This is a genomic window from Rothia sp. HMSC065B04, assembly GCF_001812285.1.
In the GTDB taxonomy this organism is placed as follows: Bacteria; Actinomycetota; Actinomycetes; order Actinomycetales; family Micrococcaceae; genus Rothia; species Rothia mucilaginosa.
Genome location: NZ_KV808409.1, coordinates 142,711 through 166,926, shown reverse-complemented (window position 1 = coordinate 166,926; position 24,216 = coordinate 142,711). Strand labels below are relative to the sequence as shown.

The window sequence follows — 24,216 nt, the reverse complement described above, 5'->3', positions numbered from 1 at the left end:
TCAGACGTAATACTTCACCGCAACTACAGAGGGTCCATGAATTCCCAGCCGTCTTCCCACAACGCGCAGTCTCTGGAGTCGATTAGCGAGTACGCCGAGCGCACCTCCTCGCATGCCGCTGCCGCAGCCGCCAGCGTCACCGACACCTTCGTGCACCGCATCCTCGGCGTGCCCGGCGCCCTCATCGGTTCGGTGCAGGTGCCCGACCCGCGCCCGCTGAGCCAGCGCCTGAACGCTTGGCACTACTGGTGGCAGGCGCACCTGCTGGACTGTGTGATTGATGCCGGTCAGCGTCACCTGCGCGAGGGCGATATTACTGCCGCCCAGGAGGAGCTGCACCGTGCCCGCGCGCTGTTGCGCGGCATTAACGTGCGTAATTACGGCCGCTTCGCGAACGACTACTTTGACGATATGGCGTGGCTGACCCTCGCGGTGGGCCGCATGAACTCCTTCTGCATTGAGCTGACCGGCGCGAATGATGTCGCCGCCCAGGATGCTGGCGCGGCTCTTTTCGAGCAGTTGGCGAAGGGTTTCTCCCCGGTGGGTGGCATGAGTTGGCGCAAGTCCAAGCGTGATTTTGTGAATGCTGCGGCGACCGCGCCGACTGCTCTGGCGTATGTGCGGGCGGGCGACCCGAAGACTGCCGCAGCGCTGATGGACTGGATGAACGAAACTCTCTGGAATGCAGAACGTTCGCTCTATATTGACGGCGTGAACGTGCGCGGCGACGAGTACGAGTACGAGCGCGGCGAATTCACCTACAACCAGGGAACCGCCCTGGGTGCGCTGCTGAGTTTGGCGGCATCCGGTGTGCCCTGCGAGGTGGATCCTGCCGAGCGCGCCGAGCGCCTCATCGTCGGTATCGTCAAGCACATGACCGAAGAGGTGGAGTTCCTCTCCGGTGCTCGCCGCCGCATCCTCGTCTCTCACGGTGACGGCGACGGCGGCCTGTTCACCGGCATTCTCGTGCGCTACCTGGGCATGGCGGCATCCTCGCCGCTGCTTAGTGATGAGGCGCGAGCGCTCGCCTCGACCCTGGTGTACTCGACCGCACGCGCCCTGTGGGAGGGTCGCCGCGAGTTTGACCCCGACCTGCCGATGAATGAGTACGGCATTGACCCGAATGAGATTCGCGGTAAGGCGCTCGTGCAGTTCTCCCCGCGGTTCACCGAGCCGATGAGCAAGGTTGTGAAGCCCGGCGCGCCGGTGGAGCTGTCCGCTCAGGTGCAGGCGTGGACTATTTTTGAGACGGCGGCGCGTCTGGCGCATGCGCGGTACCTTGCCTCCCACAGTTTCTAAAGTACGGCTTCTAAAACCCTGCTGTTCTTTATCCCCAGCCCTAATCTTCTCCCAGCGGTGCGTTCTCCCAGCAGCGCAGAAGGTTAGGGCTGGATTCATTGCAGGGGTGTGCGCACAGGCGTACGGTGAATTTTATGCTTGCTTCAGAATCACAACAGGTCACTGCCAGCCCGAACGCTAACACCATTTTCATGGTGTGGAAGTTCAAGGACGGCGTCTCCCAGGACGCGCTCATTGAGGGGTTCCAGAACCTCTGCGGGCTCGTCATTAACCTCAACCACACCGCCGCGAACCGCTACTCACCCGAGAACGCCAGCATTGTGCTGGGTATCAGCCACAGCGCGTGGCTGACCCTGGATTTGCCCAAGCCACTGCCTCAGGAGCTCGTGGAGTTCGAGGAGATTAGGGGCCATAAGCACACCGCGGTGTCCACTCCCGGCGATCTGCACTTCCATATCCGCGCGACTCAGCCGTCCGTCGCCTACGATATGGCGTCCGCTATTACCGCGGCACTGCGCGATATTGCTGAGGTACTGGATGAGGTGCACGGCTTCCGCTACTGGGACGGCCGCTCCATCATCGGTTTTGTCGACGGCACCGAGAACCCGCAGACCCCCGCGGCGCGCGAATACTTCGGCATCATCGGTGACAGCGACCCCATGTACAGGGGCGGCAGCTACCAGTTCGTGCAGAAGTACATCCACGACATGACCGCGTGGAACGCCCTGCCCGTCTCCGAGCAGGAGAAGGTCATTGGCCGCTCCAAGCACGACGACATCGAGATGAGCGAGGACGAGAAGCCCACCAACTCGCACTCCGCTATCGCCAATATCGGTGACGACTTCAAGGTTATTCGCGACAACATGCCCTTCGGCACCGTGGGTAACAACGAGCTGGGCACCTACTTCATCTGCTACGCCAGCACCTTCTCGACCGTCCGGAAGATGCTCATGAACATGTTCACCGGCGTGGATGGCGCCAACTACGACCGTCTGCTGGATTTCAGCACTGCGGTGACCGGCACCCTCTTCTTCGTGCCGACTGTGGATATGCTCGGCGACTTCGCCGGCTAAGGCGAGCTAAACCCAGCTACCCTCAGCTAAATTCTCGTGAACCCCGCCTCCGGCAAGAGAGGCGGGGTTTTCCGGTAGGCTAGGGTGTAGACATTCAGACGGAAAGCAAACAATCGAGAGAAGAATGAGCGTTCTAGATAATTCTTTCCCTACCGAGGACTTTGGCTTCACCATCACCAGCCGCCTGGCGGACACCGCCTCCCCCAGCGCTGAACGTGTAGAAGCCAACGGCGGACAGTTCCGCGGACGCACCGGTGTCATCACCACCCCGCACGGACAGATCCAGACCCCCGCCTTCACCCCCGTGGGCACCAAGGCAACCGTCAAGGCGGTCCTGCCCGAATCCATGAAGGAGCTCGGCGCTCAGGCTCTGCTCTCCAACGCCTACCACCTGTACCTGCAGCCCGGCCCCGAAATCCTCGACGCGGCAGGCGGCCTGGGCGCATTCATGAACTGGGACGGACCCACCTTCACCGACTCCGGCGGATTCCAGGTCATGAGCCTGGGCTCCGGCTTCAAGAAGGTTATCGATATGGGTACCGTCGCGGACGCTAAGGGCGCCGACGGCCGCCCCCTCGGCGACGACGACGTGGCGAAGGGCAAGGAACGCCTCGCCCACATTGACGACGACGGCGTGAACTTCAAGTCGCATATTGACGGCTCGATTCACCGCTTCACTCCCGAGGTGTCCATGCAGGTTCAGCACCAGATTGGTGCCGACGTCATGTTCGCCTTCGACGAGCTGACCACCCTCTACAACTCCCGCGGCTACCAGGAGGAGGCGCTCGAACGCACCCGTCTGTGGGCGCTGCGCTGCATCGCTGAGCACCAGCGCCTGACCACTGAACGCGTGGGCAAGCCCTACCAGGCACTGTTTGGCGTCATTCAGGGTGCACAGTACGAGGACCTGCGCCGCAAGGCATGCCAGAACCTCGGTTCTATGCCCTTCGACGGCTTCGGCATCGGTGGTGCGCTCGAGAAGGAAAACCTCGGCACCATCGTGCGCTGGTGCGCCGAAGAGCTACCCGAATCCAAGCCCCGCCACCTGCTCGGAATCTCCGAACCCGACGACATCTTCGTCGGCATAGAAAACGGTGTAGACACCTTCGACTGCGTCTCCCCCACCCGCGTGGCACGCAACGCCGCCGTCTACTCCCCCACCGGCCGCTACAACATCACCAACGCGCGCTTCAAGGCGGACTTCTCGCCCATCTACGAGGGCTGCGACTGCTACACCTGCACCCACTACACCCGCGCCTACCTGCGTCACCTCTTCAAGGCGGACGAGCGTCTGGCGGCGACCCTCGCCTCCATCCACAATGAGCGCTTCATCGTGCGAATGGTGGACGACGCCCGCGAAGCCATCAAGGACGGCACCTACTTCGAGTACCGTGACGAATTCCTCGGCAACTACTACTCCGGCAAGAAGCCCTAAACCCGCTCTTCAACCCGCTTAAGGAGAACCCTATGAGCATCACTCATGTTCCCGATGAGGAGCTTCTCGTCTTCGACCACGAGATCGCAGCCCCGGTCGAGGACGTCTTCGGCGCCTACCTGGACCCCGAACTGCTGATCCGCTGGTACGGCCCCGCCGGCTGGCACGTGCGCCCCACCGACGTTGTCGTGGAGCCTGTCGTCGGCGGCATGCAGCGCCTGTCCATGATCAACGAGGTTGACCCCTCGGTGTCCTGCATTCTGCAGAGCCGCTTTTTGAGCATTGAACCGTTCAAGGAGCTCGAATACGCCGAGCAGTTGCCCGACCACCTGGGCAACCCCGGTAGCGTGCTGGTGTACCAGCGTCACCGTTTCTTCCCCGAAACCGTGATTACCGCCGACGGCGTGGGTTCCGGTACCCGCATCCTCATTGAGATTGGCCCCATGCCCGCCTCGGTTCACGAGGAGGTGCGCACCACCTGGCGTTCGACCTTCGCCCGCCTGGATGACGTACTCGCCGCCCGCGCACGTGGGGAGCTCTAAAACCTGCCGCGCCAGCTGCCTGAGATAGCTTCAAGACAAAAAGCGCCGCGTTGACGAATCATTCGTCAACGCGGCGCTTGTGTTTAACACCCGTGCCTTGCCGGGTGCACCTTCTGGGGTGTGCCCTGCCGGATGTGAATCGTAAACTAGTTGGTCAGCTTCACGGTAATGACGGTGCTACCACCATCCAGGGACACGCACTCGGGGGTCGCACGATCCGCGCCGTCGCCCGGCTTCCAGTAGCAGCGCGCCGACATGACGGTACGCTCACCATTCGCCTTATCGGTCACCTCGGCGGGGTTCTGCACCACAAACTGGCGGATCAGCTCACGCGCAAACAGGCAATCCACCGCACCCGAGGCCACCTGAACCGTAGCGTTGTGCTTCAGGTAGCCGGTAGCGTCCATGCTGCCGCAGCTACCGCCCGCAGACTGAACATCCGAGTTGGACAGGCTTGCGGTGCTCGACGCCTTCGCCACTGCACTCGCCGAAGTATTCGCCTTAGCCGATGCGGAAGGGCTCGACGCCGCGCTCGCCTGCGCGGTTGCCGTGGGGCTTGCGGTGGTGATGGTTCCGGGGCTCACGGTAGCCACCGCGGTGGGGGTGTGCACGGTACCGGCAGTCGGGGTGCTTTCAGTGACCGTTGCGGTGCGGGTGGGGCTGGCGGTTGCCTTCGCGCTCGTAGCGCTGGGGCTAGGGGTTGCGGTGGCGCTCGGGGAGGCGGTAGTGGCGCCTCCGGAGCATGCCGACAGCGCCAGCAGCAGCGTGGCACCGAGTGCTACGGGGCTGTAGCGCTTAGCGGTGCGGAGGGTAGTAGAACGAGCCTGGATAGAAGTCTGGTGCTTCTGTGCCGGATGCATGGTGACCTTTCTGCGTCATCGGTTCGGGTTCCTATCAGCATTCTAAAGACGCTACCTGTGAGCTAGCTATACGGCATCTTAGGAACCCGCAGGGTGGACCCTCTGGGCATAACGGAAAAGGGCACAGCGGAAAGAACGCAATAAGGAGGGGTGCCCCGGCATTACGGAAGCCCCTCCTTAGCTCTTCACAACTCATTGACAGCTCACTGACAACTCATTGCCTCTGGCACGGGCGCTTAGCCTTCCTGCCTGCCACGCACCAGAATAGTGTGGCCGTTTCCGTCATGGCAGCTAATCGAGCCAGTCTCAATCTCACCGAAGCAGGTCAGCTGATTACCATCGGCAGCGGGCACAGTCACCACATCCCAGGTGTGCATCATCTTCGTGTTTGCGGTGGTGGTCTCCCCGTGCAGAACCGAGGACTCATTCACGGTATTCACCTCGCTGGCGCCGGTCAGGAAGTTCATGCGAGTCACCTCCACCGGACCGGCAAAAGTACGACCGACCGCACCGTTACCGTCACCGGTCTGCTCACCGGTGCGGCGCTCGCACACCAGGGTTCCATCCGCGGGGTTCAGCTCGCAGAGGGTGCGCTCGTCATCGCTCTTGAAACGGTAATAGCCGGCACCGGAATCGTAGTAGGAGGGCTCCATGAGGAAGGGAATCGGGGGAGCATCCGGGTTTTCCAGACGAGCCACAAAGGCGACATCCTCACCGATAGTGCACTCGGGGGCGCCGCGATCCTCGCGACGGTTCTCAGCCATCGCGTACTGCGGGTTCCAGTAGCAGGTGGCGTCCTGAACCTTCGCAACCTGGTGCTCGGTCAGGTTGTCGTCGGCACGCGGGGTGGTGATGTACTCGGTCAGCACGTCCAGGGCGTGGGCGCAGTCCACGGTACCGCGCAGCACCATGATTTCCGCACCAGTCTTCAGGTAGCCCTTGCGGCCAATGTGTCCGCAGCGCTCGCCGGCGGAGGCGCGTTCAGCCTCCACCTTTTCGGGCGCGCGGGGAGTGTCACCGGTGGGGGTTGCTGCCGCGACGGGGGTTGCCTTTGCATCAGCGGGTGCGGAGGAATCGGACGCCTTCGCCTCGGCGCTCTCGCTGGGGGCGGGTGCCTGAGTCTCGGTGACGGTCGGCTCGGTCTTCTTCGTCGGCGTCGGGGACGCGGTGGAGGAAGGAAGCGGGTACTTCGAGTGGTTAGCCGTACTGGAGGCGCTGGGGGTCGACGAGGAGTTTTCGCTCTGAGAACCGCCGAAGCAGCCGGTCAGAGCGAGGAGCAGGGCGGCGGCGCATCCGGTGGCGCGCATCGTGCGGCGACCCCAACCGGTGGGGTCTGCCTGAGTGTGGTGGAACGACATCGTTATCTCTCCCGGGAATGAACCTTTTGCACCCTTTGCAGAAGGTATTTAAAGCATACGCTTGACCCCGTTCAAGACCGGTTTATTACAGCGGAGCGCCGGTATCTACCCCTACTTCTGCGGCAGGTAGGAGCTCAACAGCTCACGCTGCTCGGGGCTCAGACGGGTCAAACGCCCCACAACCGAATCCCAGAACGCCAGCACGGTAAAGGCACGCACGCATTCGCGGCCGTCCACCGGGGAGAGAATCGAGTAGCCAATCCGCACGGATGCGGCGCTGACCTTCTCCACGCTCAGGCGCACGGGTACGGGCTCACCGGTGTAGGGCAGCTGAGCCAGGTAGCGGATGCCGTGCTCGGCAATAAGCGCCTGCACGCCCTCGGCAACCAGGTCGAAAAGCGGAATCGGAGGCTGCGGTGCCACGGTGGGCTTCTGCCCGGAGGAGGGCGGCGGGCCGAAGAGCGCCACACGGGCTTCTTCCATGACCGAGAGGATGGCAACGTTGTTGACGTGCCCGTAGGCGTCCATATCGCCCCAGCGTGCGGGTACGTGCACCAGCAGTTCGTCGGTGGTACCGACCTCAGAGGTGGGGGTGTTTTCGCGGTTCTTTTCGTGGCTTTGCATGGTTTTAACTCTACTCCCCCACCGCTGTGAGGCGGCTATTCGTACGAATCCGCAAGGTACAGCAAATGAATCAGCTGATAATGATTCGGGGGCTAGAAATATATTTGATAGTTAAAGCGATGAGGCTCGAAAGCTACGATGCTTTCGAGCCTCATCCAACACACAGACATTTGAACGCATACAAGATCATACGGTTCACTGTCCATGATAGACCCGTCCTGAGGGCCAACTGCATTTTTACGGTTTTATTACGAGGAATTCCAGAAATTTTCCGTATTTTTCGTTTATTACTGTGTTGGAGTCTCTGCAGGCCCCAACACCGGCCCTCCCGGCAGCTGCAGAACCTTAACGGCCCAGCTTTGCCGCAGTCTCCAGGGCATGATCAGCGTCGTACTTCATGGCGTCATACTCGGCAGTTGCCTGCTGAGCCTCCACGAAGGTCTGCTCATCAATCACGTGAGTGTGGCGGATACGAGCAAAGTACAGCAGGCTCAGCACCACAAAGTAGCCCACGCCCACAATTGCCGGAACCATAGAACCACGCACCATGAAGAGCGCAACCCACACCGCGAAGAGCAGCAGAACGCCAACCGCCGCGGTGAACTGGCCACCCCACAGGCGGAAACCATTGGTTGCAGGCTCAACACGCTTATATACGATGTAAGCAAACAGAATCAGAACCCACACGGTCAGTGCGCACACCATGATCACAAAAATCATGGAGAGGAACGCTTCCTTCGGGCTGTACAGCGCCAGCAGAATAGCAATGACCATGCCGCTGGTCGACAGCCACACCGCACGAGCCGGAACGCCGGCACGGTTCACCTGAGCCAGCTGGCGAGGCGCCATACCGTCAGCCGCCAACGAGTGCAGCAGACGCGCACCCGCGTACAGGTTCGCGTTCGCACTCGACAGCGCCGCAATCAGCACCACAAAGTTCACGAAGTGTGCCACACCGTGAACACCGAGCTGTTCAAAGACCAGAACGAACGGGGAAGCATCCACAGCGTCGCCCAGACCCGATGCCGAACGCCACGGAATAACAGCCACAACAATTAGAACCGCCAGCACGTAGAAGGTCGCCAAACGAACCATCATCGCCTTCGCCGAGGAACGCACCGAACGGGAGGGGTCCTTCGCCTCCGCAGCAGAGATTGAAATCATCTCAATACCACCGAAGGAAAACATCACCACAGCCAGCGACAGCCACACCGACTGCGGACCGTTCGGCATGAAGCCGCCGTCGTTGAAGAGGTTCGCGGTACCCACCGCAGCGTGACCGGGCAGGCCGAAGAAAATCAGGCACAGGCCTACCAGCAGGAAGGCAATAATCGAAATGACCTTAATCGAAGACAGGAAGAACTCCAGCATGCCGAAAGACTTCACGCTGGTCAGGTTCAGCACAATCAGCGCCACACCAAACACGGCAATACCCGCCCACAGCGGAAGCTGCGGCCACCAATAATTCAGGTAAGTCGCCACCGACACCAGCTCAACGCCAGCAATCAAAACAGTCGCCGTCCAGTATGCGATGCGAGTCAAAAAGCCCGCGAAGGGGCCCAGGTAGCGGGTAGCAATAGTACCGAAACCGCCGCGGACAGGGTAGCGAACCGCCATTTCACCGGTTGCCGCGCCAATCACCGAAGCGAGCGCAGAACCAATAGCGTAGGTGAGAATGACCGCGGGACCAGCCATCGCAATGGCGGTGCCCGAACCCAAGAAGAGGCCCGTACCGAGCGCGGAACCCATCACGATCATGGTCATCTGTCCGTGGGACAGAGAACGCTTCAGGGTGCGCGATCCGGCGGTCCCCGCTGCAGCGTGGCTGCGGGTATCGTCGTTGTGGGACACGAAGGTGCCTTCCGTCAGTACGCCTTAGGGGCGTGATGTGCAATGTGTGCTCGCACCCGGCTTCTGCGGCTTCTAGCCGCGTTGACGGGTACGAATAGTTAACTATTCTACGGGCACACTCACATCGCTCAGAACGGCGCCGTCTAGAGCGCAGAAGCGAAAAGGCACCGAACGGGGGTGCTCCCCCATCCGGTGCCTTTTATGTTTTAGCCTTGCGAGGCTTTCACGCTATTTAGTGCTGTGCCGCGCTGGTGTTCTCGTCGGCGTGCATAGCGTCCAGGTCGGGGCGCTCATAACCGCCCTGAACCTTCGACGAGATGGCGTAGCCAATAGAAATCAGCACGAAGAAGACGATACCGACCATGATCGATTCCTGAACACCCGAGCCGGGCAGCATGAACATTGCCGCCAGGGTCGCCAGAACACCCGCCAGAGCCAGACCTGCGGTGACGCGGCCACCCAGCACGGTGAAGGAGGAGGCGTCCTTCTGGTCCTTCTTGTACGCCTGGTAGGTCAGCAGAATCATGATCCACACGATCAGGATGCACAGGGTCACCAGCGCCATGAGCAGGGCAAAGATGTCGCCAATCTTGGCAACAGCCATCACGGTCGCCACGACAACGCCGGTGAAGGAGATGAGCAGAGCCACGACCGGTACGCCGCGCGAGGAGGTGCGGGCAGCCACTGCGGGAGCCATACGGTCAGAGCCCAGGGCGTGCAGCAGGCGGGTTGCCGCGTACAGGGAGGCGTTAGCGCCAGAGAGCGCAGCAACGAGCACCACGAAGTTCATGATGTCCGCCGCGAAGGGGATACCCAGTTCAGAGAAGACGAGCACGAACGGCGACTCGGTCAGCTCCGAGTTCTGTGCGGCGGTCTGCCAGGGCACCAGGCACAGAATAATTGCCATGGACACCACGTAGAAGGTGGACAGGCGCCAAATCATTGCCTTCACGCTGGTTGCCACCGAGCGTGCCGGGTTCTTCGCCTCCGCTGCGGAGAGGGAAATCATTTCCACACCGCCGAAGGAGAACATGACAACAGCCATCGAAATCCAGATGGATGCCGGGCCGTTGGGCAGGAAGCCGCCGTCGTTCACGAGGTTTGCGGTACCCGCCGCAGCGTGACCGGGCAGACCCACGAACACCAGCAGTACACCAATCACCATGAACACGATGACGGCAGAAACCTTAATCGAAGAGAGCATGAACTCCAGGGCGCCGAAGGACTTCACGCTCACCAGGTTCAGCACCAGAATAATCGCACCGAAGAGGGCGACGAACACAGCCAGGGGAACGTCCGGGAACCAGTACGCCATGTAGTGGCCAACCGCCACCAGCTCAGCACCGGCCAGCGGCACGGTGCACGCCCAATACGCCCAGCGAGTCAGGTAGCCGCTAAAGGGGTTCAGGTATCGGCTGGCAATGGTGCCGAAACCGCCCTGGACGGGGTGACGCACGGACATTTCGCCCGCGCACGCAGCAATGGTTGCCGCAATCATCGAACCAATAGCGTAAGAGAGGATTGCGCCGGGGCCCGCAATTTTAATGGCGGAGGAGGAGCCCAGGAACAGGCCCGTACCCAGCGCCAAGCCCATCGCAATCATGGTCAACTGGCCGTGGGAGAGGGAACGATTCAACGAGTCGTTCTTCTCCGACTGCTCGGGGGTGTTCCCCTGCAGTTTAGACATAACGTATCTCTTTCTTAGACATGCTGTGTATTGAATAAAGCTGAAATGGCAATGCCGCCCGGTCGTTAGGCCGGGCGGCTCTGCACATCAGCTGTCAGGAGGTTAGCTTATGCCACGTACTCGAGTTCGTGACGCTTGAACCAACCGATGATCGGGTAGCTGATCGGCATGAGGATCACCTCGACCAGGCACTTGTAGATATAGCCGATTAGTACGTAGTTGATGAATGCTTCCATGGTGTCGATGCCGAGCACCGGTGCCGCAATGGAGCAGAAGATGACGGTATCGAGCAGCTCACCGACCAGGGTGGAGACAATCATACGCAGCCACAGGAAACGGCCCTTGCTTGCCTTCTTCATTGCCACCATGACCCAGGCGTTCAGGGTCTGACCGAAGAGGTAACCGAGCAGGGAACCCGCAAAAATCTGCCAGACCGGGCCGAGAACCTGCTCGAACGATTCCTGGCCTTTGTAGAAGCTCGCAGCGGGCAGGTGCACGATCAGCAGGAAGCATAGGGCGGCAAAAGCAGCCGCGGCGAAGGACGACACAATGGCTCGGCGGGCACGCTTGAAGCCGTACACCTCAGAAAGAAGGTCGCCAATCACGTAGGCGAGCGGGAAGAGGAAGAAACCACCATCGGTGACGATGGTCGAGCCAATCAGGGGCAGCTCGAAGGGCAGCGGACCGAACTCCACGCCCTTGGTTGCACCAATATTCGAAATGATCAGGATGACGCAGGATGCGCCCAGCAGCAGATCAAAGTAGCCGCGGCGACCAGCCCAGGGCACCTTGACGGTGCTCGTCTGAGCCTTAGATTCGCTAACGGGTTTAGCCATTACTTTCCCCAAGTCTTTCTTCATGCGATGTGTTTCTTCACGTAAGGTACGAGCCCTCACGTGTGGTGGGTGAGTGCGCTATGCAGGGCGCTACTCACCGGCTCGTCTGCCACCCGAGCCTATCTAATAGTACCTATATGCCGTGGCGGCGGCAGGTTTACGGGCTTCGTTCAAGAGTGTGGACGCTCATGACCACCCCGCCAGCCTTCCTGACCGCACATTTACAATAAATGTATGAAGAATCTGGGCCACGGAATTCACCGCACTGAGCAGGTGGTATCCCTGCTGGGGGCGGGGCGTGCGCTACGCGCCTCGCTTCGGCGGTCGGTACGGGGTTCTTCACAGCAGGTGCGGAGGCGGCGGCACCGTAACCAGCGGCGGCTGAGCGCGCATATTCCGCGTCTGCATCCGCTGTTCACCTATGCGGCGCAGGCCGTGCGCACCGGAGCTTCCCTGCTAGAGCCAGTGCTTCTGGCTTCGTCTGAGCTGCTCGGTTACCGATCGTTTACGCATCGCGGGCGCAATATCTACTATCGGGTCGATAACCTGTATCTTCTGACCGATTCTGAGTCTGCGCCCGGTGTGCTGTTCTATTTTGATGGTGATCATCTCTCGCGTGCCGGTAGCCGCCTGTTGCGCCGAACTTCCCCCCTGCGTGCCGAGCTGGCGCAGGTGGCGGCTGAGTTCAATATGCTGTCGGTGCCGGTGCTGTCGCCGGGTAGTCTGCGGGAGCCGCGCCTGACCGATGGTGATTCTTATGCGCCTCCGCTGACCTACAACTGGTGGGTTCGCGCCCGCTCAAACGGCAGGATGGTTCGCGCCCTCATTGAGGAGATTGCCCTGGCGTACGGGGTGGATATGAGCCGTATCTGGCTTGCGGGCTATTCGGGTGGCGCCGAGTTCCTCAGCTACGAGCTGCTGTCACACGATATTGAGTGGATTCGTGGAGGTGGCGCCACCTTTATCGGTGGCGGCGGCGCTGACGGCGTGCCCGTGCGGGTGCGTGAACAGGCTGCGCTGAATCCTTCCTCGCATGAGCACCTGTTGATGAGCTGGCATGTGGGTGTGCTGGATGGTCGTTCGCCGTCGGCTCGTCGGCGTATGGCGACGAGTTCTGAGGGGAGTTGGTCGGCGCGGATTGCGGTGCAGGAGGGTAGTGCGTTCTACGAGGGTTTGGGTGCGCGGACTTTGTTGCAGGTGACTCCGGGGCGTGGCCATACGGGGTATCCGATTGCGTCGTTGGTGGGTGCTGATTTGGCGGCGGCTACTCGTTTGGGGTTCTTGTGAGGACTGATTTTTGTCATATTTGTGAAAATTCGCATGGATTACGCAAATTTCTTGGTGACACATTCAATAAATTCGTCATTTGCTGACGATTTGGGGTAGAGTGTCACTATGCCTCGTATTTCTGCAGCAACCAACGCCGCCCAGCGCGAAAACACCAAGCGCGCCATCCTCAACTCCTTCGGCGAGATCCTCTACAACCGCGGCCTCTCCGGCCTGACCATGACCGACGTCGCCAAGAACGCCGGCATCGGCCGCACCGCAGTCTACAACTACTTCGCCGACATGGGCGAACTGCTGGTCGCCTACGCCCTGGACGAAACCGAACGCTTCCTCAACGAGCTGCGCGTCGGCCTGGAGGGCATCGAAAACCCGATTGACCAGCTCGCGGTCTACATTCGCTTGCAGATCAACGACCTGGCGCGCCGCCACCTGCCTCCGGGCCCTGCGATGCGCTCCATGCTCTCCCCCGAGTCCTACGCGAAGCTCGGCAAGCACGTTCACGAGCTGCAGATGGTGCTCGCGCATATTCTTTCTGCCGCCATTGCCGAGAACTACATTCCGAAGAACGACATTCGCGAGCTGGCGATGCTCGTACACGGTTCCCTCTCCTCAAGTGCGGGTCGCGCGGAGGATGCGCCGGATGAGGAGACCCGCGAGCGTCAGATTCTGAATACTATCCGTTTTATTCAGATGGGCCTGGGCGCGCGTTTTGACGCCGAGGGCAACCCGGTTCGCCTGGATTCCGAGGAGTCCCTGCCGGAGCAATCCCCGGTGCAGGAGGCGGGCCTGAAGGTCGCATCCTAAGCGTGGCACCTCTGAACCGTGGAACCTGAACCGCGGAACGTAGCTCAGTTATACGTCACAAAAATGCCGCGGACCTGATGCTTCTCGCATCGGTCCGCGGCTTTTTCTGTATTCGGGTGGGTTTTTACGCGCCAGGCAGTAGCGCCGGTGAGATGGAGTCCAGGTCCAGTACACGCGCGTACATGACGGCGCGGCGGTGCAGGGCGTTACGCAGTGCGCGGTGCACGCCGTCTTCGAGGTAGAGTTCGCCTCCCCATTTGACGACGTGAGGGAAGAGGTCGCCGTAGAAGGTGGAGTCTTCGGCGAGTAGGGTCTCAAGGTTGAGGGTTTTTTGGGTGGTGATGAGGGTGTCGAGGCGTACCTGCTGCGGCGGGATTCCTCCCCAGTCGGCGTGGGTCATGCCGTGCTGGGGGTAGGGGCGGCTGTCGCCTACTTTTTTGAAGATCATGGTGGTGCTTTCTGCAGGTATGGGGCGCCTCGGCGGCGCCCGGAACCGTGGGGTTCTGAAGAAATAGTACCAAGGGGTATAAAAAATCCCCGGTCTTAGAATCTAAGACCGGGGATCGGTGGCGGAGGATGGGGGATTTGAACCCCCGAGGGCTGTTAACCCAACACGCGTTCCAGGCGTGCGCCATAGGCCGCTAGGCGAATCCTCCAGCTATGTTTTCTACGCATTGCGTAGGCAACGAATAAAACTTTACTACGCTTTTGTGAAACATGCAAGCCCTGAGCGATAAAAGTAACAGAAAGCACATTTATGGTTGCTTGTGTCCTCGCTTTTGGACGAGGCGCAGGCGGAGCGGGCACGCAGTGCATATGACGGGTGCGAACTACCAAGGTACCCGTTTTTGGGTAAAAAAAGACCTCCTACGCAACCGCTGAACCCCAGGATTCCGAGCGAGCGAGGATATAAATCCTGGGTTGAAGCCGTCGAACGACAGTGAGACGGACATGACGGGTGCGCATTCTCAGGAGAAAGGCTTGTTTTCGGGCATAGAAAAACCTCCTACGCACCCGTCATAGCTCGAATACCCTTGCTACCTTCCGGTCCTGGGGGAGTTTTCCAAGATAACGCCACGTAAGAGGCAAGAACCAGTGTACCGGATTTTTTGGCGCTTGGGAATTCCGTGCGTGCACAGTATTTCTGTGGGCGTACGGACTGCCCGATGAGAATCCGTGACGTGTGCGTGTTCATCGGTGACTGTCGGCCACTCGGGCTGAGGGGTAAAGCGTCTAAAATGGTAGGGATTGTCCTATCCGCACCCCCGAGTTGAAGAGGTTGCCGTGAGCACTGCCCTTTATCGTCGTTATCGCCCCGAAACCTTTGCTGAGGTTATCGGGCAGGAGCACGTGACCGAACCTCTTATGGTCGCCTTGGAAAAGAACCGTGTGAATCACGCGTACCTGTTTTCGGGTCCGCGTGGTTGCGGTAAGACCACGTCGGCGCGTATTTTGGCGCGTTGTTTGAACTGTGCGCAGGGTCCGACTCCTACTCCGTGTGGTGTGTGCGATTCGTGTCGTGAGCTTTCGCGTGATGGTGGCGGTTCTCTTGACGTGATTGAGATGGATGCGGCGAGCCACGGCGGCGTGGATCATGCCCGTGACCTGCGTGAGCGCGCTACTTTGGCGCCGGTGCGTGACCGTTACAAGATCTTCATTATTGATGAGGCGCATATGGTGACCCGTGAGGGTTTCAATGCGTTGCTGAAGATTGTGGAGGAGCCGCCGGAGCACGTGAAGTTTATCTTCGCGACGACTGAGCCGAATAAGGTGCTGGGTACGATTCGTTCGCGTACTCACCATTACCCGTTCCGTCTGGTTCCGCCGGAGGTTCTTCTGCCGTTCCTGCAGGGTCTGTGTGAGCAGGAGCAGGTGCCGGTTGAGCCGGGTGTGCTGCAGCTGGTGATTCGTGCTGGTGGCGGTTCGGTGCGTGATTCGCTGTCGATTCTTGATCAGCTGATGGCTGGTGCGTCTTCGCAGAACGGTATTGAGTATGACCGTGCGGTGGCGCTGCTGGGTTATACCCACGCGCAGCTTCTGGATGAGGTTATTGAGGCGTTGGGTGCGAAGGATGCGCCGACTCTCTTTGGTGCGGTGTCTCGTGTGGTGGCTACCGGTCAGGATCCTCGCCGTTTTGTGGAGGATCTGCTGGAGCGTCTGCGTGATTTGATTGTGGTGAAGGCTGTTCCGCAGGCTGCCGGCCAGATTTTGCAGGGTGTTCCGCAGGATCAGTTGGAGCGTCTGGCTCAGCAGGCTCAGGTTTTGGGTGAGCGTGAGCTGACGGTTGCTGCGGGTACGGCGAATGAGACTCTGAATGGTATGACGGGTGCGGCGAATCCGCAGCTTCAGCTGGAGTTGCTGTGTGCTCGTCTGCTTCTGCCTGCGGTGGAGGGTTCTGCCGGTGGCGCTGAGGTTGCGGCGTTGGCTTCTCGCTTGCAGGTTTTGGAGCGTCGCGTGGCTTCTGGTGCTACTGGTTCGGTTCCTGCTGGTTCTGGTCCGGCGCAGGGTGGCATGTCTGCTGCTCGTGCGGCGGGTATGGCGGCGGCTGGCCTGACTCCTAAGACCCAGGCTCCTCAGATTCAGGCGCCTAATGCGCAGACTCCTAGCGCCCCTGTTCAGGAGGCGACTGCCCCGCAGTCTGTCCCTCAGCAGAGCGGCTCTCAGCAGGGCAGTTCTCAGCATGCCAGCGCGGGTGCTCCCCCGCTGGCGGGTGCGCCCCTTAGTGTTGCACCTCTGGCACCGACCGCGCAGGAGTCTGCGGCTGGTGCTCCCCTGGCGGGTAACACCCCGGCGGCACCTCATGCTCCGGCTTCTGCTGCAGCAGCTGCGGCGGGTACCCCCTCCGCGCCTCTGAAGCTTGACCCGAACGATCCACTGGCTGCGGTTCAGGGTAATTGGCGTGCCATCCTTAACCGAATGAGCGTTCCCGGTGCGGCGGAGCAGCTGATGAAGGTTCGCCCCGCTCGCATGGACGGCACAACCCTGTACGTGAGCGCCGACATTGCGACTTTGCGCGCGGTCAAGGGTTTTGTGCCCGAGCTGACCGCCCGCGTGAGTGAGTTCCTGCGCCGTCCGGTGACCATTCACGCTCAGGTGGCGAAGCCCGGTGAGCAGGTCAAGCCCGCAGCGCAGCCTGCAGTTCCGACGGCTGTTGCCCCGCAGGAGCCTCAGCAGCCCGTTCAGCAGACTCCCCCGCAGCCCGTTCAGCCGGCGCCTCTGGCTGATGGTCCGCGCGGCGGTGAGGATGCGTGGCGTCGCCACGGTCAGCCGCTGACCGGCGCAAACACCCCCGAGTCCACGAGCGTGGATGCGCCCCTGGGCGCGTGGGAGGTTGCCCCGATTCCGCAGAGCGCCCCCGAGGAAGCACCTCAGCAGGCTGCCCAGGCGGCAGTGCAGGCACCGGTTCAGGAAGCCCCGGCGGGTCCACTTGCCCCTGAGCCCCCGGTTGCTCCGCAGGTTCCGGCAGGTCAGCAAGTTCCGGCAGCTCAGCAGGTGCCGGTTGCTCCGGTGGGTGGTTTTGGTGAGCGTGATTCCTTTGCCGCCTCCGGTAGTGGAGTTCCGCAGCAGGAGAGCGCTCCTGAACCCCAGTATGCGCAGGAGCCTCCGTATGAGGAGGAGCCCCCTTTTGAGGATGAGCCTGCCTACGCTGAACCGGTTGAGGCGCCCGCTGCACCCGCAATGCCCGCAGCACCCGCAATGCCGGCTGCACCCGTAGCACCGGCGGGCCCGCTCGCTGCTCCGGTTGAGCCTGCTGGCCCGTTGGCAGAGGCACCGCAGGCAGCACCGCAGGATTCGGCACCTCCGGTTGAGCCTGCAGGTCCTCTTGCTCCGGTCGCCCCGGCTGGTCCGCTTGATACTCCGATTACTCCGGCTACCCCAGCTGATAATGCATCGGTCGATAACAAGCCGGCAAGCGATGAGAAGCCCGCAGCGCAGGCTTCTAACGCACTTGCCACACCGACTCCTAGCGCACCGGCGGCACCGGCTCGCCCGGCACGCGCCGCATCCGATGAGGACTACGTCTCTGAGGATGACGAGAAGGTCGAAAACAGCACCTTCATCGGTCTGCGCGCTATCGAAAAAATTATTGGTGGCACCGTCATCGACGAACGCCCCCTGCACCAGCCCTAATCCAGGGTTGTAGGTGCCGCGCCCGCCATCGCACCGATGGCGGGCGCACTCATTCCAGCCGCATACTCGCTACGCGAAACGCCCCTAAACTGTCAGGGGTTGGGTGCATACTCATAACGTCGCCCAAGAACAGCGCACCAACACACCAGCACAACGCACCGCATCTGAAGGAGAAGCCATGTACGAGGGAGCAGTTCAAAACCTCATTGACGAGCTCGGCCGCCTGCCGGGCGTGGGTCCCAAGTCGGCTCAGCGCATCGCTTTTCACATTCTGAATGCGGATGCTGCCGATATGGCGCGCCTAGCCAACGCGATTTCCACGGTGAAGACCAGCGTCAGTTTCTGCGAGGAGTGCGGTAACGTCTCCGAGACGAAGCTGTGCACGATCTGTCGTGATGAGCGCCGCGACCCGTCCGTGCTGTGTGTGGTCGAGGAGTCGAAGGACGTGGTGGCGATTGAGCGTACCCGTTCCTTTACCGGCCGCTACCATGTGCTCGGCGGCGCCATTAACCCGCTGGCGGGTGTGGGCCCGGAGCAGCTGCGTATTCGTGAGCTAGTGTCCCGCCTGGCGGATGAGCGTATCCAGGAGATTATTCTGGCGATGGACCCGAACCTTGAGGGTGAGGCGACCGCAACCTACCTCTCGCGTATGCTCGTGCCGCTGGGTGTGCGTCTATCGCGCCTGGCATCGGGTCTTCCGGTCGGTGGCGATCTGGAGTACGCGGACGAGATTACCCTGGGCCGCGCGTTGGAGGGCCGCCGCGTCATTAGCGAGGGCACAGCGGTGGCGCATACTGCCGCCGAGGATTTTGAGCGCGTGAACCGTGAGGAGGAACAGGAGCGTGAGCAGGCGGCTCAGGTTCAGGCTCAGGAGGCGAAGCAGAGTCGTCGCCGCTGGACTTCGAGCATGTTTGATGACCTGGATTCTGAGGATTCTGCAGGTTCCCGCACGGAGGCGCCCGCCACTGAGGGTGTGCAGGGCACGGTGGATGAGCAGCTGATTGAGCAGGTTCTGCAGGAGGCTGAGGAATCCAGCAACAAGGAATCCCCCGCTGGTTCTGGTATGGATTCTGCTGCCGAATCTGCAGACGCAGAACCCACTGTAAAACCCGCCCCCGACCTGGGCGAAGACTCCGGCGAGGAGGCTCCTGCGAGCGCCACCTCCGAACCGGCTGAAGCACCCGTAGCCGAGCAGGCGGAAGATGCGCCGGAGGTGTTCCGCACCCCCGATTATGAGGAGAAGATCCGCACTATTCAGAACGCCCCGTTGCGCACCCCGAAGCCGGATGTTCCGCCGCTACCGGGTGTCACGTATGTGAACCCGTGGACCTAAAAACTAGCCTCCGCGGGCGTGCTGTACCCGCTTCCGCGCCCCGCGTCACCACCGCGTAATACTACGTAATATTTCACGGGGCAATACATACGGGTGCACAGTTCGCCGCTTGCACTGAACGCCGTCTACTATAAATGAGGAGCCGGCCTCTGCCGGTGGCACACAAGTAACTGACCTGGAGAATTCTATGAGCCTGATCGTCCAAAAGTTCGGCGGTTCCTCCGTAGCTGATGCGGAGGGTGTAAAGCGCGTTGCCCGCCGCGTCGTGGACACTCAGAAGGCAGGTAACGATGTGGTCGTCGTGGTGTCCGCTATGGGTGACACCACCGATGAGCTGCTCGACCTTGCCGCAGAGGTCACCAGCAATGTCACTCCTTCCCGTGAGCTGGACATGCTGCTGACCGCCGGTGAACGCATTTCGACTGCCGTCCTGTCGATGGCTGTTAACGACCTGGGTGCTAAGGCCCAGTCTTTCACTGGTTCGCAGGCTGGCATGATTACCGACGGCGTGCACGGTTCGGCGCGCCTCGTGGAGGTTCGCCCCGATCGCATCCGTGAGTCCGTCGAGGCCGGAAATATCGCGATTGTGGCCGGTTTCCAGGGCATGAACCGTCAGAGTGGCGACATTACGACCCTGGGCCGCGGCGGTTCCGATACAACCGCCGTTGCGCTGGCCGCCGCGCTGAACGCCGATGTGTGCGAGATTTACTCGGACGTGGACGGCGTGTTCACCGCCGACCCGCGCATCGTGCCGACCGCGCACAAGCTGGATACCATCACCAGCGAGGAAATGCTGGAGATGGCGGCGAACGGTGCAAAGATTCTGCACCTGCGTAGCGTCGAGTATGCTCGTCGTTTTAACTTGAAGCTTCACGTGCGTTCTTCGTTCTCTAACCTTGAAGGCACTATCGTGGTTCCGGAGGAGTCCGCGGAACTGACCCCCACCCATCTGAAGGAGATTCCCTTGGAGCAGCCCCTGATTTCTGGTGTCGCGCACGATCGCACCCGCGCAAAGATTACTGTTGTTGGTGTTCCGGATGTTCCCGGTTCGGCAGCTAAGGTGTTCGGTCTGATTAACGAGGCGAAGGTGAACCTGGACATGATCGTTCAGAACGTTCCCACCGACCGCCCCGGCGTGACCGATATTTCCTTCACCCTGGATCAGGAGCAGGGCCCCACCGCGCTGAAGGCGCTGGAGGCTGCGCAGGCTGAGTTGGGTTTCCAGGAGGTTATTTACAACGAGTCGGTTGGTAAGCTGTCGCTGGTTGGCGCGGGCATGAAGACTAACACGGGTGTTTCGTTCACTTTCTTTGAGGCTCTGTCTGCTGCTGGCGTGAACATTGACATGATTTCAACGTCTGAGATCCGTATTTCGGTGATTACTGAGCTGAGCAAGCTGGATGAGGCTGTTCGCGCGGTGCACACTGCGTTCGGTCTGGACGCTGAGGGTGAGGCTACTGTTTACGGTGGTACTGGCCGCTAGGGTTTAGCTCGTTTGTGAGCTGTACGCTTCGGGAGGGGCGGTGCTGGTTTGATCCGGCACCGCCCCTCCCTTTTGTCTGTGTATAGGTGAAATAACTGAAACGCTTTACAGTTATTTCAGATAGGGGTAGGGTTGTATCAACCACAATGAGCCTCCAACCGAATGATATGCACCCCACCGACGTGGCATCTTCGGACGTTGACTCTGCCGGCAACAGCACCAAGGAGAAGATAATGACCACCACCCTAACCAACCCCCTGGAGGAAGATACCCTCAATCAGGCTCGCGCAGAGGCGCGGGAGATTCTCAAGAATTCTGAAGAAACCACCATTGAGCTGACCGTTTCGGGTCGAGAAAGCCAGCAGCTTGGCGACGCCCTTAACCAGGTCATTCAGCACGTCTTCCATGCCTTGGCTAACGGGCAGAGTATTGATGTTCAGCCTGTCCCCCAAGATTTGACGACGACCGTTGCGGCGCAGCGTATCGGTATTTCCCGCCCCACGCTCATGAAGGCTATTCGCTCTGGTGACCTCCCGGCGCATAAGGTGGGTAGCCACTTCCGTATCCGCACCGAGGATGCCGATAGCTTCCGCAAGGCTCTCTTAGAACGAAGCATCGCGAAGAATAAGCAGGCGATTAGGGATCTCTGGGCCTTTGAAGAAGAACAGGGTCTCATCGATACCATTGGAGGCCCGGCATGGTAACCCGAGTTTACTCGGTTCTACTGGATACGAATATTCTGATGTCTAAGACTCTTCGAGATTGGGTTCTCCTCTTGGCACAAGAGAGTAACTACAGATTTTTCACTCCATACGTATCCACCGCAATCATGGATGAGTTTGGATATCATACACGCCGAAGGAACCCAATGATTAATGATGCAGCCATTCAGACTTGGAAGCATCAAATTACGGATTCTTGTGTATCTATCATCAAAGATTTCCCTGTTAATAAGCCTAAAGGGTATCCCGACACTAACGACCTTCATGTGCATGCCGCTGCCCAATACGGCGGCATGCACGCGCTGGTCACCAACGACCATGAACTTCTCGATTATGCCTCCACGGAAGAAGCTCAGAATATTCAAAATTATGAGACGCTCAGCGCAGATGATTTTCTGATGCAGCTCACCAAATACGCCCACCCTTCTCTCTTCGCACAGGTTTACCTCGTCCAGGAATCTTATGCTCGTTCCAAAGGTCATACGGAGATTGACATTCCTCGCGCACTTGAACGAGCAGGGGCGGGTCAATTTGCCCGATATCTTCGGACTGTGGTGATTAATAGCCCACAGTTTGTCGATTTTGAACGTGAGTTTAAAGCCCGGTCTTCTAGTAACTAGATAGACATTGCTACGTCCGCTACCTCGTCGCGGCATCGTTTAGGCTAGAAGCATGAGTAGTGTTGTTTTTTCCCAGGTGATGGATGCCCGTCAATGGCGTGCCGCAGAGGCGGCGCATGAGGCGCGTGCCGGCCGCTACGCCGACCCGTTTGCGCAGCGTCGTGCCCGCCACGAAGTGCACCCCGTGGAGGACTTCCTCTTCACCTACTACACTCTCAAGCCCGGCCAGTTCAAGCGCTGGCACCCCGGCGCCGGCATCATTCTGCTGGATGCACCCGAGCGCGCCTCCTGGCGTTTCTACCGGTCCGCAACCGAGCAGGAGCTCCTCGAAGCGGGTTGTACCCCCGAGGTGACGCGTGCCCAGGCCGATGCCGCCTCCGCCGTCACGGTGGACGTCACCGACTTCGTGGAGCGCCGCGCTACCGCCCTCGCCTTCACCCACGAGATTCTGCGTAATACCGCCGCGAAGAAGGGCCAGTTCGGCTGCTTCGGCATGCACGAGTGGGCGATGGCGTACAAGTCGGTGGAGAACAATATCCGCCACGACTACCTGGAGCTGCGCCTGGGTGCGGAGGGTACGGACCGCGTGGTGGAGGAGCACCGCATCCGCTGCTCGCACTTTGATGCGTTCCGTTTCTTCATGCCGCAGGCAGCACCGTTGAACGAGCTGCAGCCGACCCGTGAGACGCAGCGCGTCCTGGAACAGCCGGCGTGCCTGCACGCGAATATGGACGTGTACAAGTGGGCGTATAAGCTGCTGCCGCTGGTTGATTCGACCCTGGTCATGGATTGTTTCGACCTGGCGTGGGATGCACGCGAACTGGATATGCGCGCAGCCCCCTACGATATTCGTAGCTGGGGGTACGAGCCGATTCCGGTGGAGACGACCGAGGGTAAGGCTGAGTACGTGCGGATTCAGCGTGAGCTATCGGAGCGTTCGATTGAGCTGCGTGAGCGCCTGCTGCAGGTGTGCGAGCGTTACCTGCCGCCGCTGAGTAGTGAGTAGCTGGTTGGTGGCGGGGGCCAGTTACGTTTTTGGCGCTGTGGCCTGTGGATTTGGTACCCAGTGCGTGAGAAAAGGGTGACTTGGGGCTCTCTATTTGGTAATTGGTGGTCTCGTCATCTCACTTTCCGCTGTACTGGGGTAGAATGAGATACGGCTCATACAGAACCCACGCACCCAAGGAGTGCCCACACATGGCCCGTATTGTTGTTGATGTTATGCTCAAGCCCGAAATTCTTGACCCGCAGGGTAAGGCTATTTCTCACGAGCTGCCCCGTATCGGCGTTGATTCCTTCGTTGATGTTCGCCAGGGTAAGCGCTTCGAGCTAACCGTCGAGGGTGAGGCAACCGAGGAGCACCTCGCGGCTGCCCGCAAGGCTGCTGAAGAGTTGCTCTCGAACCCCGTCATCGAAGACGTTGTGAACGTTTCGGTTCTGGAGGACTAATACCTATGGCAGAGTCCCTCGCACCCACTGAAGTCCCCCTGGTTGGCGACTTCTCTAGCTACTCCCCGAACCCCGCATTCGCTGACGCACGCGTTGGCGTGGTGACTTTCCCCGGCACCCTGGATGACCGTGACGCTGCGCGTGCTGTCCGTCTGGCTGGCGGTACCGTCGTTGAGCTGTGGCACGACGACGCTGACCTGAAGAACGTTGATGCCGTCATCATTCCTGGCGGTTTCTCCTACGGTGACTACCTGCGTGCTGGCGCTATTGCTGCGAAGGCTCCCGTGATGCGTTCGGTGATTGATGCCGCTAACGCTGCCGGTACCTCCGGTTCCGCTCCCCTGCCTGTTCTGGGTATTTGCAATGGTTTCCAGATTCTGACTGAGTCTCACCTGCTGCCCGGTTCGATGATTAAGAACGATCACCGCAAGTTCATTTGCCGTGACCAGGTTCTGCGCATTGAGAATAACTCCACCTCCTGGACGAGCGACTACGCTGCAGGCCAGGAGATTGTTGTCCCGCTGAAGAACCAGGACGGTCAGTATGTTGCTGACCCGAAGACCCTGGAGGCGCTGGAGGCTGAGGGCCGCGTGGTGTTCCGCTACGTTGGTTTCAACCCGAACGGCTCCCGTAACGACATTGCTGGTATCAGCAATGAGCGCGGTAACGTGGTCGGTCTGATGCCGCACCCGGAGCACGCTGTGGAGCCCGGCTTCGGTCCTTCCTCTTCCGGTTTTGGTGAGGTTTCTCTGCGCGGTGGCGCCGATGGTCTCGGCGTGTTCACCTCCGTTCTTGCCAACCTGATTAACGCCCGCTAACGCA

At 60.3% G+C, this 24,216-nt stretch carries 21 protein-coding genes, 1 tRNA gene and 1 other RNA gene; 14 read left to right on the top strand and 9 right to left on the bottom strand.

Annotated elements, in window-relative coordinates:
- The first annotated feature begins 36 nt into the window (after positions 1–36).
- The 4 genes from HMPREF2845_RS07280 (at position 37) to HMPREF2845_RS07265 (ending at position 4,349) form a co-directional block, all read left to right on the top strand.
- Positions 37–1,299, top strand: a complete 1,263-nt coding sequence (locus HMPREF2845_RS07280; protein ID WP_070634320.1) for a glycoside hydrolase family 76 protein — start codon at positions 37–39, stop codon at positions 1,297–1,299.
- 134 nt (positions 1,300–1,433) lie between these two features.
- On the top strand, positions 1,434–2,372 hold the full coding sequence (locus HMPREF2845_RS07275; RefSeq protein ID WP_070634319.1) for a Dyp-type peroxidase: 939 nt from the start codon (positions 1,434–1,436) through the stop codon (positions 2,370–2,372).
- Between the two features lie 124 nt (positions 2,373–2,496).
- Positions 2,497–3,807, top strand: coding sequence for a tRNA guanosine(34) transglycosylase Tgt (gene tgt / locus HMPREF2845_RS07270; RefSeq protein ID WP_070634318.1), 1,311 nt, complete (start codon positions 2,497–2,499; stop codon positions 3,805–3,807).
- Between the two features lie 32 nt (positions 3,808–3,839).
- The gene (locus HMPREF2845_RS07265) at positions 3,840–4,349 is read left to right on the top strand and encodes an SRPBCC family protein (protein ID WP_070634316.1); all 510 of its coding nucleotides are present in this window, start codon (positions 3,840–3,842) and stop codon (positions 4,347–4,349) included.
- A 146-nt stretch (positions 4,350–4,495) separates the two neighbouring features.
- Here HMPREF2845_RS07265 and HMPREF2845_RS07260 read toward each other — a convergent pair whose 3' ends face one another.
- From HMPREF2845_RS07260 to HMPREF2845_RS07235, 6 genes are all read right to left on the bottom strand, one after another.
- Entirely contained in the window at positions 4,496–5,209 is a 714-nt protein-coding gene (locus HMPREF2845_RS07260) for a hypothetical protein (RefSeq protein ID WP_070592999.1), read from the bottom strand.
- A 236-nt stretch (positions 5,210–5,445) separates the two neighbouring features.
- Positions 5,446–6,567 (bottom strand): phosphoglycerol transferase, encoded by a 1,122-nt coding sequence (locus HMPREF2845_RS07255; RefSeq protein WP_070634314.1) that lies wholly within the window; start codon positions 6,565–6,567, stop codon positions 5,446–5,448.
- Positions 6,568–6,678: 111 nt separating this feature from the next.
- Complete coding sequence (locus tag HMPREF2845_RS07250) at positions 6,679–7,191, bottom strand: acyl-CoA thioesterase (RefSeq protein WP_070634313.1); 513 nt, start codon at positions 7,189–7,191, stop codon at positions 6,679–6,681.
- Positions 7,192–7,536: 345 nt separating this feature from the next.
- The gene (locus HMPREF2845_RS07245) at positions 7,537–9,042 is read right to left on the bottom strand and encodes an amino acid permease (protein WP_070634311.1); all 1,506 of its coding nucleotides are present in this window, start codon (positions 9,040–9,042) and stop codon (positions 7,537–7,539) included.
- Between the two features lie 232 nt (positions 9,043–9,274).
- Positions 9,275–10,729 carry an amino acid permease gene (locus HMPREF2845_RS07240; protein ID WP_049346652.1) on the bottom strand — a complete coding sequence of 485 codons (1,455 nt, stop codon included), beginning with the start codon at positions 10,727–10,729 and terminating at the stop codon, positions 9,275–9,277.
- A gap of 107 nt (positions 10,730–10,836) precedes the next feature.
- Entirely contained in the window at positions 10,837–11,565 is a 729-nt protein-coding gene (locus tag HMPREF2845_RS07235; protein WP_070634309.1) for a queuosine precursor transporter, read from the bottom strand.
- Between the two features lie 234 nt (positions 11,566–11,799).
- Here HMPREF2845_RS07235 and HMPREF2845_RS07230 point away from each other — a divergent pair, with 234 nt between their 5' ends.
- Positions 11,800–12,852, top strand: coding sequence for an alpha/beta hydrolase family protein (locus HMPREF2845_RS07230; RefSeq protein ID WP_070634307.1), 1,053 nt, complete (start codon positions 11,800–11,802; stop codon positions 12,850–12,852).
- Between the two features lie 108 nt (positions 12,853–12,960).
- Positions 12,961–13,656: a TetR/AcrR family transcriptional regulator gene (locus tag HMPREF2845_RS07225; RefSeq protein ID WP_005509262.1), complete on the top strand. Its 696-nt coding sequence runs from the start codon at positions 12,961–12,963 to the stop codon at positions 13,654–13,656.
- Between the two features lie 124 nt (positions 13,657–13,780).
- Here the strand turns inward: HMPREF2845_RS07225 and HMPREF2845_RS07220 are convergent, their stop codons facing one another.
- The 3 genes from HMPREF2845_RS07220 to ffs all read right to left on the bottom strand — a co-directional run bounded on the left by HMPREF2845_RS07220 (position 13,781) and on the right by ffs (position 14,747).
- Complete coding sequence (locus HMPREF2845_RS07220) at positions 13,781–14,104, bottom strand: type II toxin-antitoxin system VapB family antitoxin (protein ID WP_005507186.1); 324 nt, start codon at positions 14,102–14,104, stop codon at positions 13,781–13,783.
- A gap of 119 nt (positions 14,105–14,223) precedes the next feature.
- Positions 14,224–14,312 (bottom strand) — tRNA-Ser (locus HMPREF2845_RS07215).
- Between the two features lie 338 nt (positions 14,313–14,650).
- Positions 14,651–14,747: signal recognition particle sRNA small type (ffs, locus tag HMPREF2845_RS07210), an RNA gene on the bottom strand.
- Between the two features lie 193 nt (positions 14,748–14,940).
- Here ffs and HMPREF2845_RS07205 point away from each other — a divergent pair.
- The 8 genes from HMPREF2845_RS07205 to purQ all read left to right on the top strand — a co-directional run bounded on the left by HMPREF2845_RS07205 (position 14,941) and on the right by purQ (position 24,212).
- Positions 14,941–17,787, top strand: a complete 2,847-nt coding sequence (locus tag HMPREF2845_RS07205) for a DNA polymerase III subunit gamma and tau (protein WP_070634306.1) — start codon at positions 14,941–14,943, stop codon at positions 17,785–17,787.
- Positions 17,788–17,965: 178 nt separating this feature from the next.
- Positions 17,966–19,120: a recombination mediator RecR gene (gene recR / locus HMPREF2845_RS07200; protein WP_070634305.1), complete on the top strand. Its 1,155-nt coding sequence runs from the start codon at positions 17,966–17,968 to the stop codon at positions 19,118–19,120.
- Positions 19,121–19,307: 187 nt separating this feature from the next.
- Positions 19,308–20,603 (top strand): aspartate kinase, encoded by a 1,296-nt coding sequence (locus HMPREF2845_RS07195; RefSeq protein WP_070593553.1) that lies wholly within the window; start codon positions 19,308–19,310, stop codon positions 20,601–20,603.
- 233 nt (positions 20,604–20,836) lie between these two features.
- Positions 20,837–21,307 carry an excisionase family DNA-binding protein gene (locus HMPREF2845_RS07190; RefSeq protein WP_070634350.1) on the top strand — a complete coding sequence of 157 codons (471 nt, stop codon included), beginning with the start codon at positions 20,837–20,839 and terminating at the stop codon, positions 21,305–21,307.
- A 164-nt stretch (positions 21,308–21,471) separates the two neighbouring features.
- Complete coding sequence (locus HMPREF2845_RS07185) at positions 21,472–21,945, top strand: PIN domain-containing protein (RefSeq protein WP_371260518.1); 474 nt, start codon at positions 21,472–21,474, stop codon at positions 21,943–21,945.
- Between the two features lie 52 nt (positions 21,946–21,997).
- Positions 21,998–22,951 carry a 3-methyladenine DNA glycosylase gene (locus tag HMPREF2845_RS07180; RefSeq protein WP_070593555.1) on the top strand — a complete coding sequence of 318 codons (954 nt, stop codon included), beginning with the start codon at positions 21,998–22,000 and terminating at the stop codon, positions 22,949–22,951.
- 191 nt (positions 22,952–23,142) lie between these two features.
- Positions 23,143–23,394, top strand: coding sequence for a phosphoribosylformylglycinamidine synthase subunit PurS (gene purS, locus HMPREF2845_RS07175; RefSeq protein WP_005507194.1), 252 nt, complete (start codon positions 23,143–23,145; stop codon positions 23,392–23,394).
- Positions 23,395–23,399: 5 nt separating this feature from the next.
- Positions 23,400–24,212, top strand: coding sequence for a phosphoribosylformylglycinamidine synthase subunit PurQ (purQ, locus tag HMPREF2845_RS07170; protein ID WP_005507195.1), 813 nt, complete (start codon positions 23,400–23,402; stop codon positions 24,210–24,212).
- The last annotated feature ends 4 nt before the right edge of the window (positions 24,213–24,216 follow it).

What these genes read in the sequence shown, in the direction of transcription:
- HMPREF2845_RS07280 (WP_070634320.1), top strand. Translation starts at nt 37, where the DNA reads ATGAATTCCCAGCCGTCTTCCCACAACGCGCAGTCTCTGGAGTCGATT.
- HMPREF2845_RS07275 (WP_070634319.1), top strand. Translation starts at nt 1,434, where the DNA reads ATGCTTGCTTCAGAATCACAACAGGTCACTGCCAGCCCGAACGCTAAC.
- tgt (WP_070634318.1), top strand. Translation starts at nt 2,497, where the DNA reads ATGAGCGTTCTAGATAATTCTTTCCCTACCGAGGACTTTGGCTTCACC.
- HMPREF2845_RS07265 (WP_070634316.1), top strand. Translation starts at nt 3,840, where the DNA reads ATGAGCATCACTCATGTTCCCGATGAGGAGCTTCTCGTCTTCGACCAC.
- HMPREF2845_RS07260 (WP_070592999.1), bottom strand. Translation starts at nt 5,209, where the DNA reads ATGCATCCGGCACAGAAGCACCAGACTTCTATCCAGGCTCGTTCTACT.
- HMPREF2845_RS07255 (WP_070634314.1), bottom strand. Translation starts at nt 6,567, where the DNA reads ATGTCGTTCCACCACACTCAGGCAGACCCCACCGGTTGGGGTCGCCGC.
- HMPREF2845_RS07250 (WP_070634313.1), bottom strand. Translation starts at nt 7,191, where the DNA reads ATGCAAAGCCACGAAAAGAACCGCGAAAACACCCCCACCTCTGAGGTC.
- HMPREF2845_RS07240 (WP_049346652.1), bottom strand. Translation starts at nt 10,729, where the DNA reads ATGTCTAAACTGCAGGGGAACACCCCCGAGCAGTCGGAGAAGAACGAC.
- HMPREF2845_RS07235 (WP_070634309.1), bottom strand. Translation starts at nt 11,565, where the DNA reads ATGGCTAAACCCGTTAGCGAATCTAAGGCTCAGACGAGCACCGTCAAG.
- HMPREF2845_RS07230 (WP_070634307.1), top strand. Translation starts at nt 11,800, where the DNA reads ATGAAGAATCTGGGCCACGGAATTCACCGCACTGAGCAGGTGGTATCC.
- HMPREF2845_RS07225 (WP_005509262.1), top strand. Translation starts at nt 12,961, where the DNA reads ATGCCTCGTATTTCTGCAGCAACCAACGCCGCCCAGCGCGAAAACACC.
- HMPREF2845_RS07220 (WP_005507186.1), bottom strand. Translation starts at nt 14,104, where the DNA reads ATGATCTTCAAAAAAGTAGGCGACAGCCGCCCCTACCCCCAGCACGGC.
- recR (WP_070634305.1), top strand. Translation starts at nt 17,966, where the DNA reads ATGTACGAGGGAGCAGTTCAAAACCTCATTGACGAGCTCGGCCGCCTG.
- HMPREF2845_RS07195 (WP_070593553.1), top strand. Translation starts at nt 19,308, where the DNA reads ATGAGCCTGATCGTCCAAAAGTTCGGCGGTTCCTCCGTAGCTGATGCG.
- HMPREF2845_RS07190 (WP_070634350.1), top strand. Translation starts at nt 20,837, where the DNA reads ATGACCACCACCCTAACCAACCCCCTGGAGGAAGATACCCTCAATCAG.
- HMPREF2845_RS07185 (WP_371260518.1), top strand. Translation starts at nt 21,472, where the DNA reads ATGATTAATGATGCAGCCATTCAGACTTGGAAGCATCAAATTACGGAT.
- HMPREF2845_RS07180 (WP_070593555.1), top strand. Translation starts at nt 21,998, where the DNA reads ATGAGTAGTGTTGTTTTTTCCCAGGTGATGGATGCCCGTCAATGGCGT.
- purS (WP_005507194.1), top strand. Translation starts at nt 23,143, where the DNA reads ATGGCCCGTATTGTTGTTGATGTTATGCTCAAGCCCGAAATTCTTGAC.
- purQ (WP_005507195.1), top strand. Translation starts at nt 23,400, where the DNA reads ATGGCAGAGTCCCTCGCACCCACTGAAGTCCCCCTGGTTGGCGACTTC.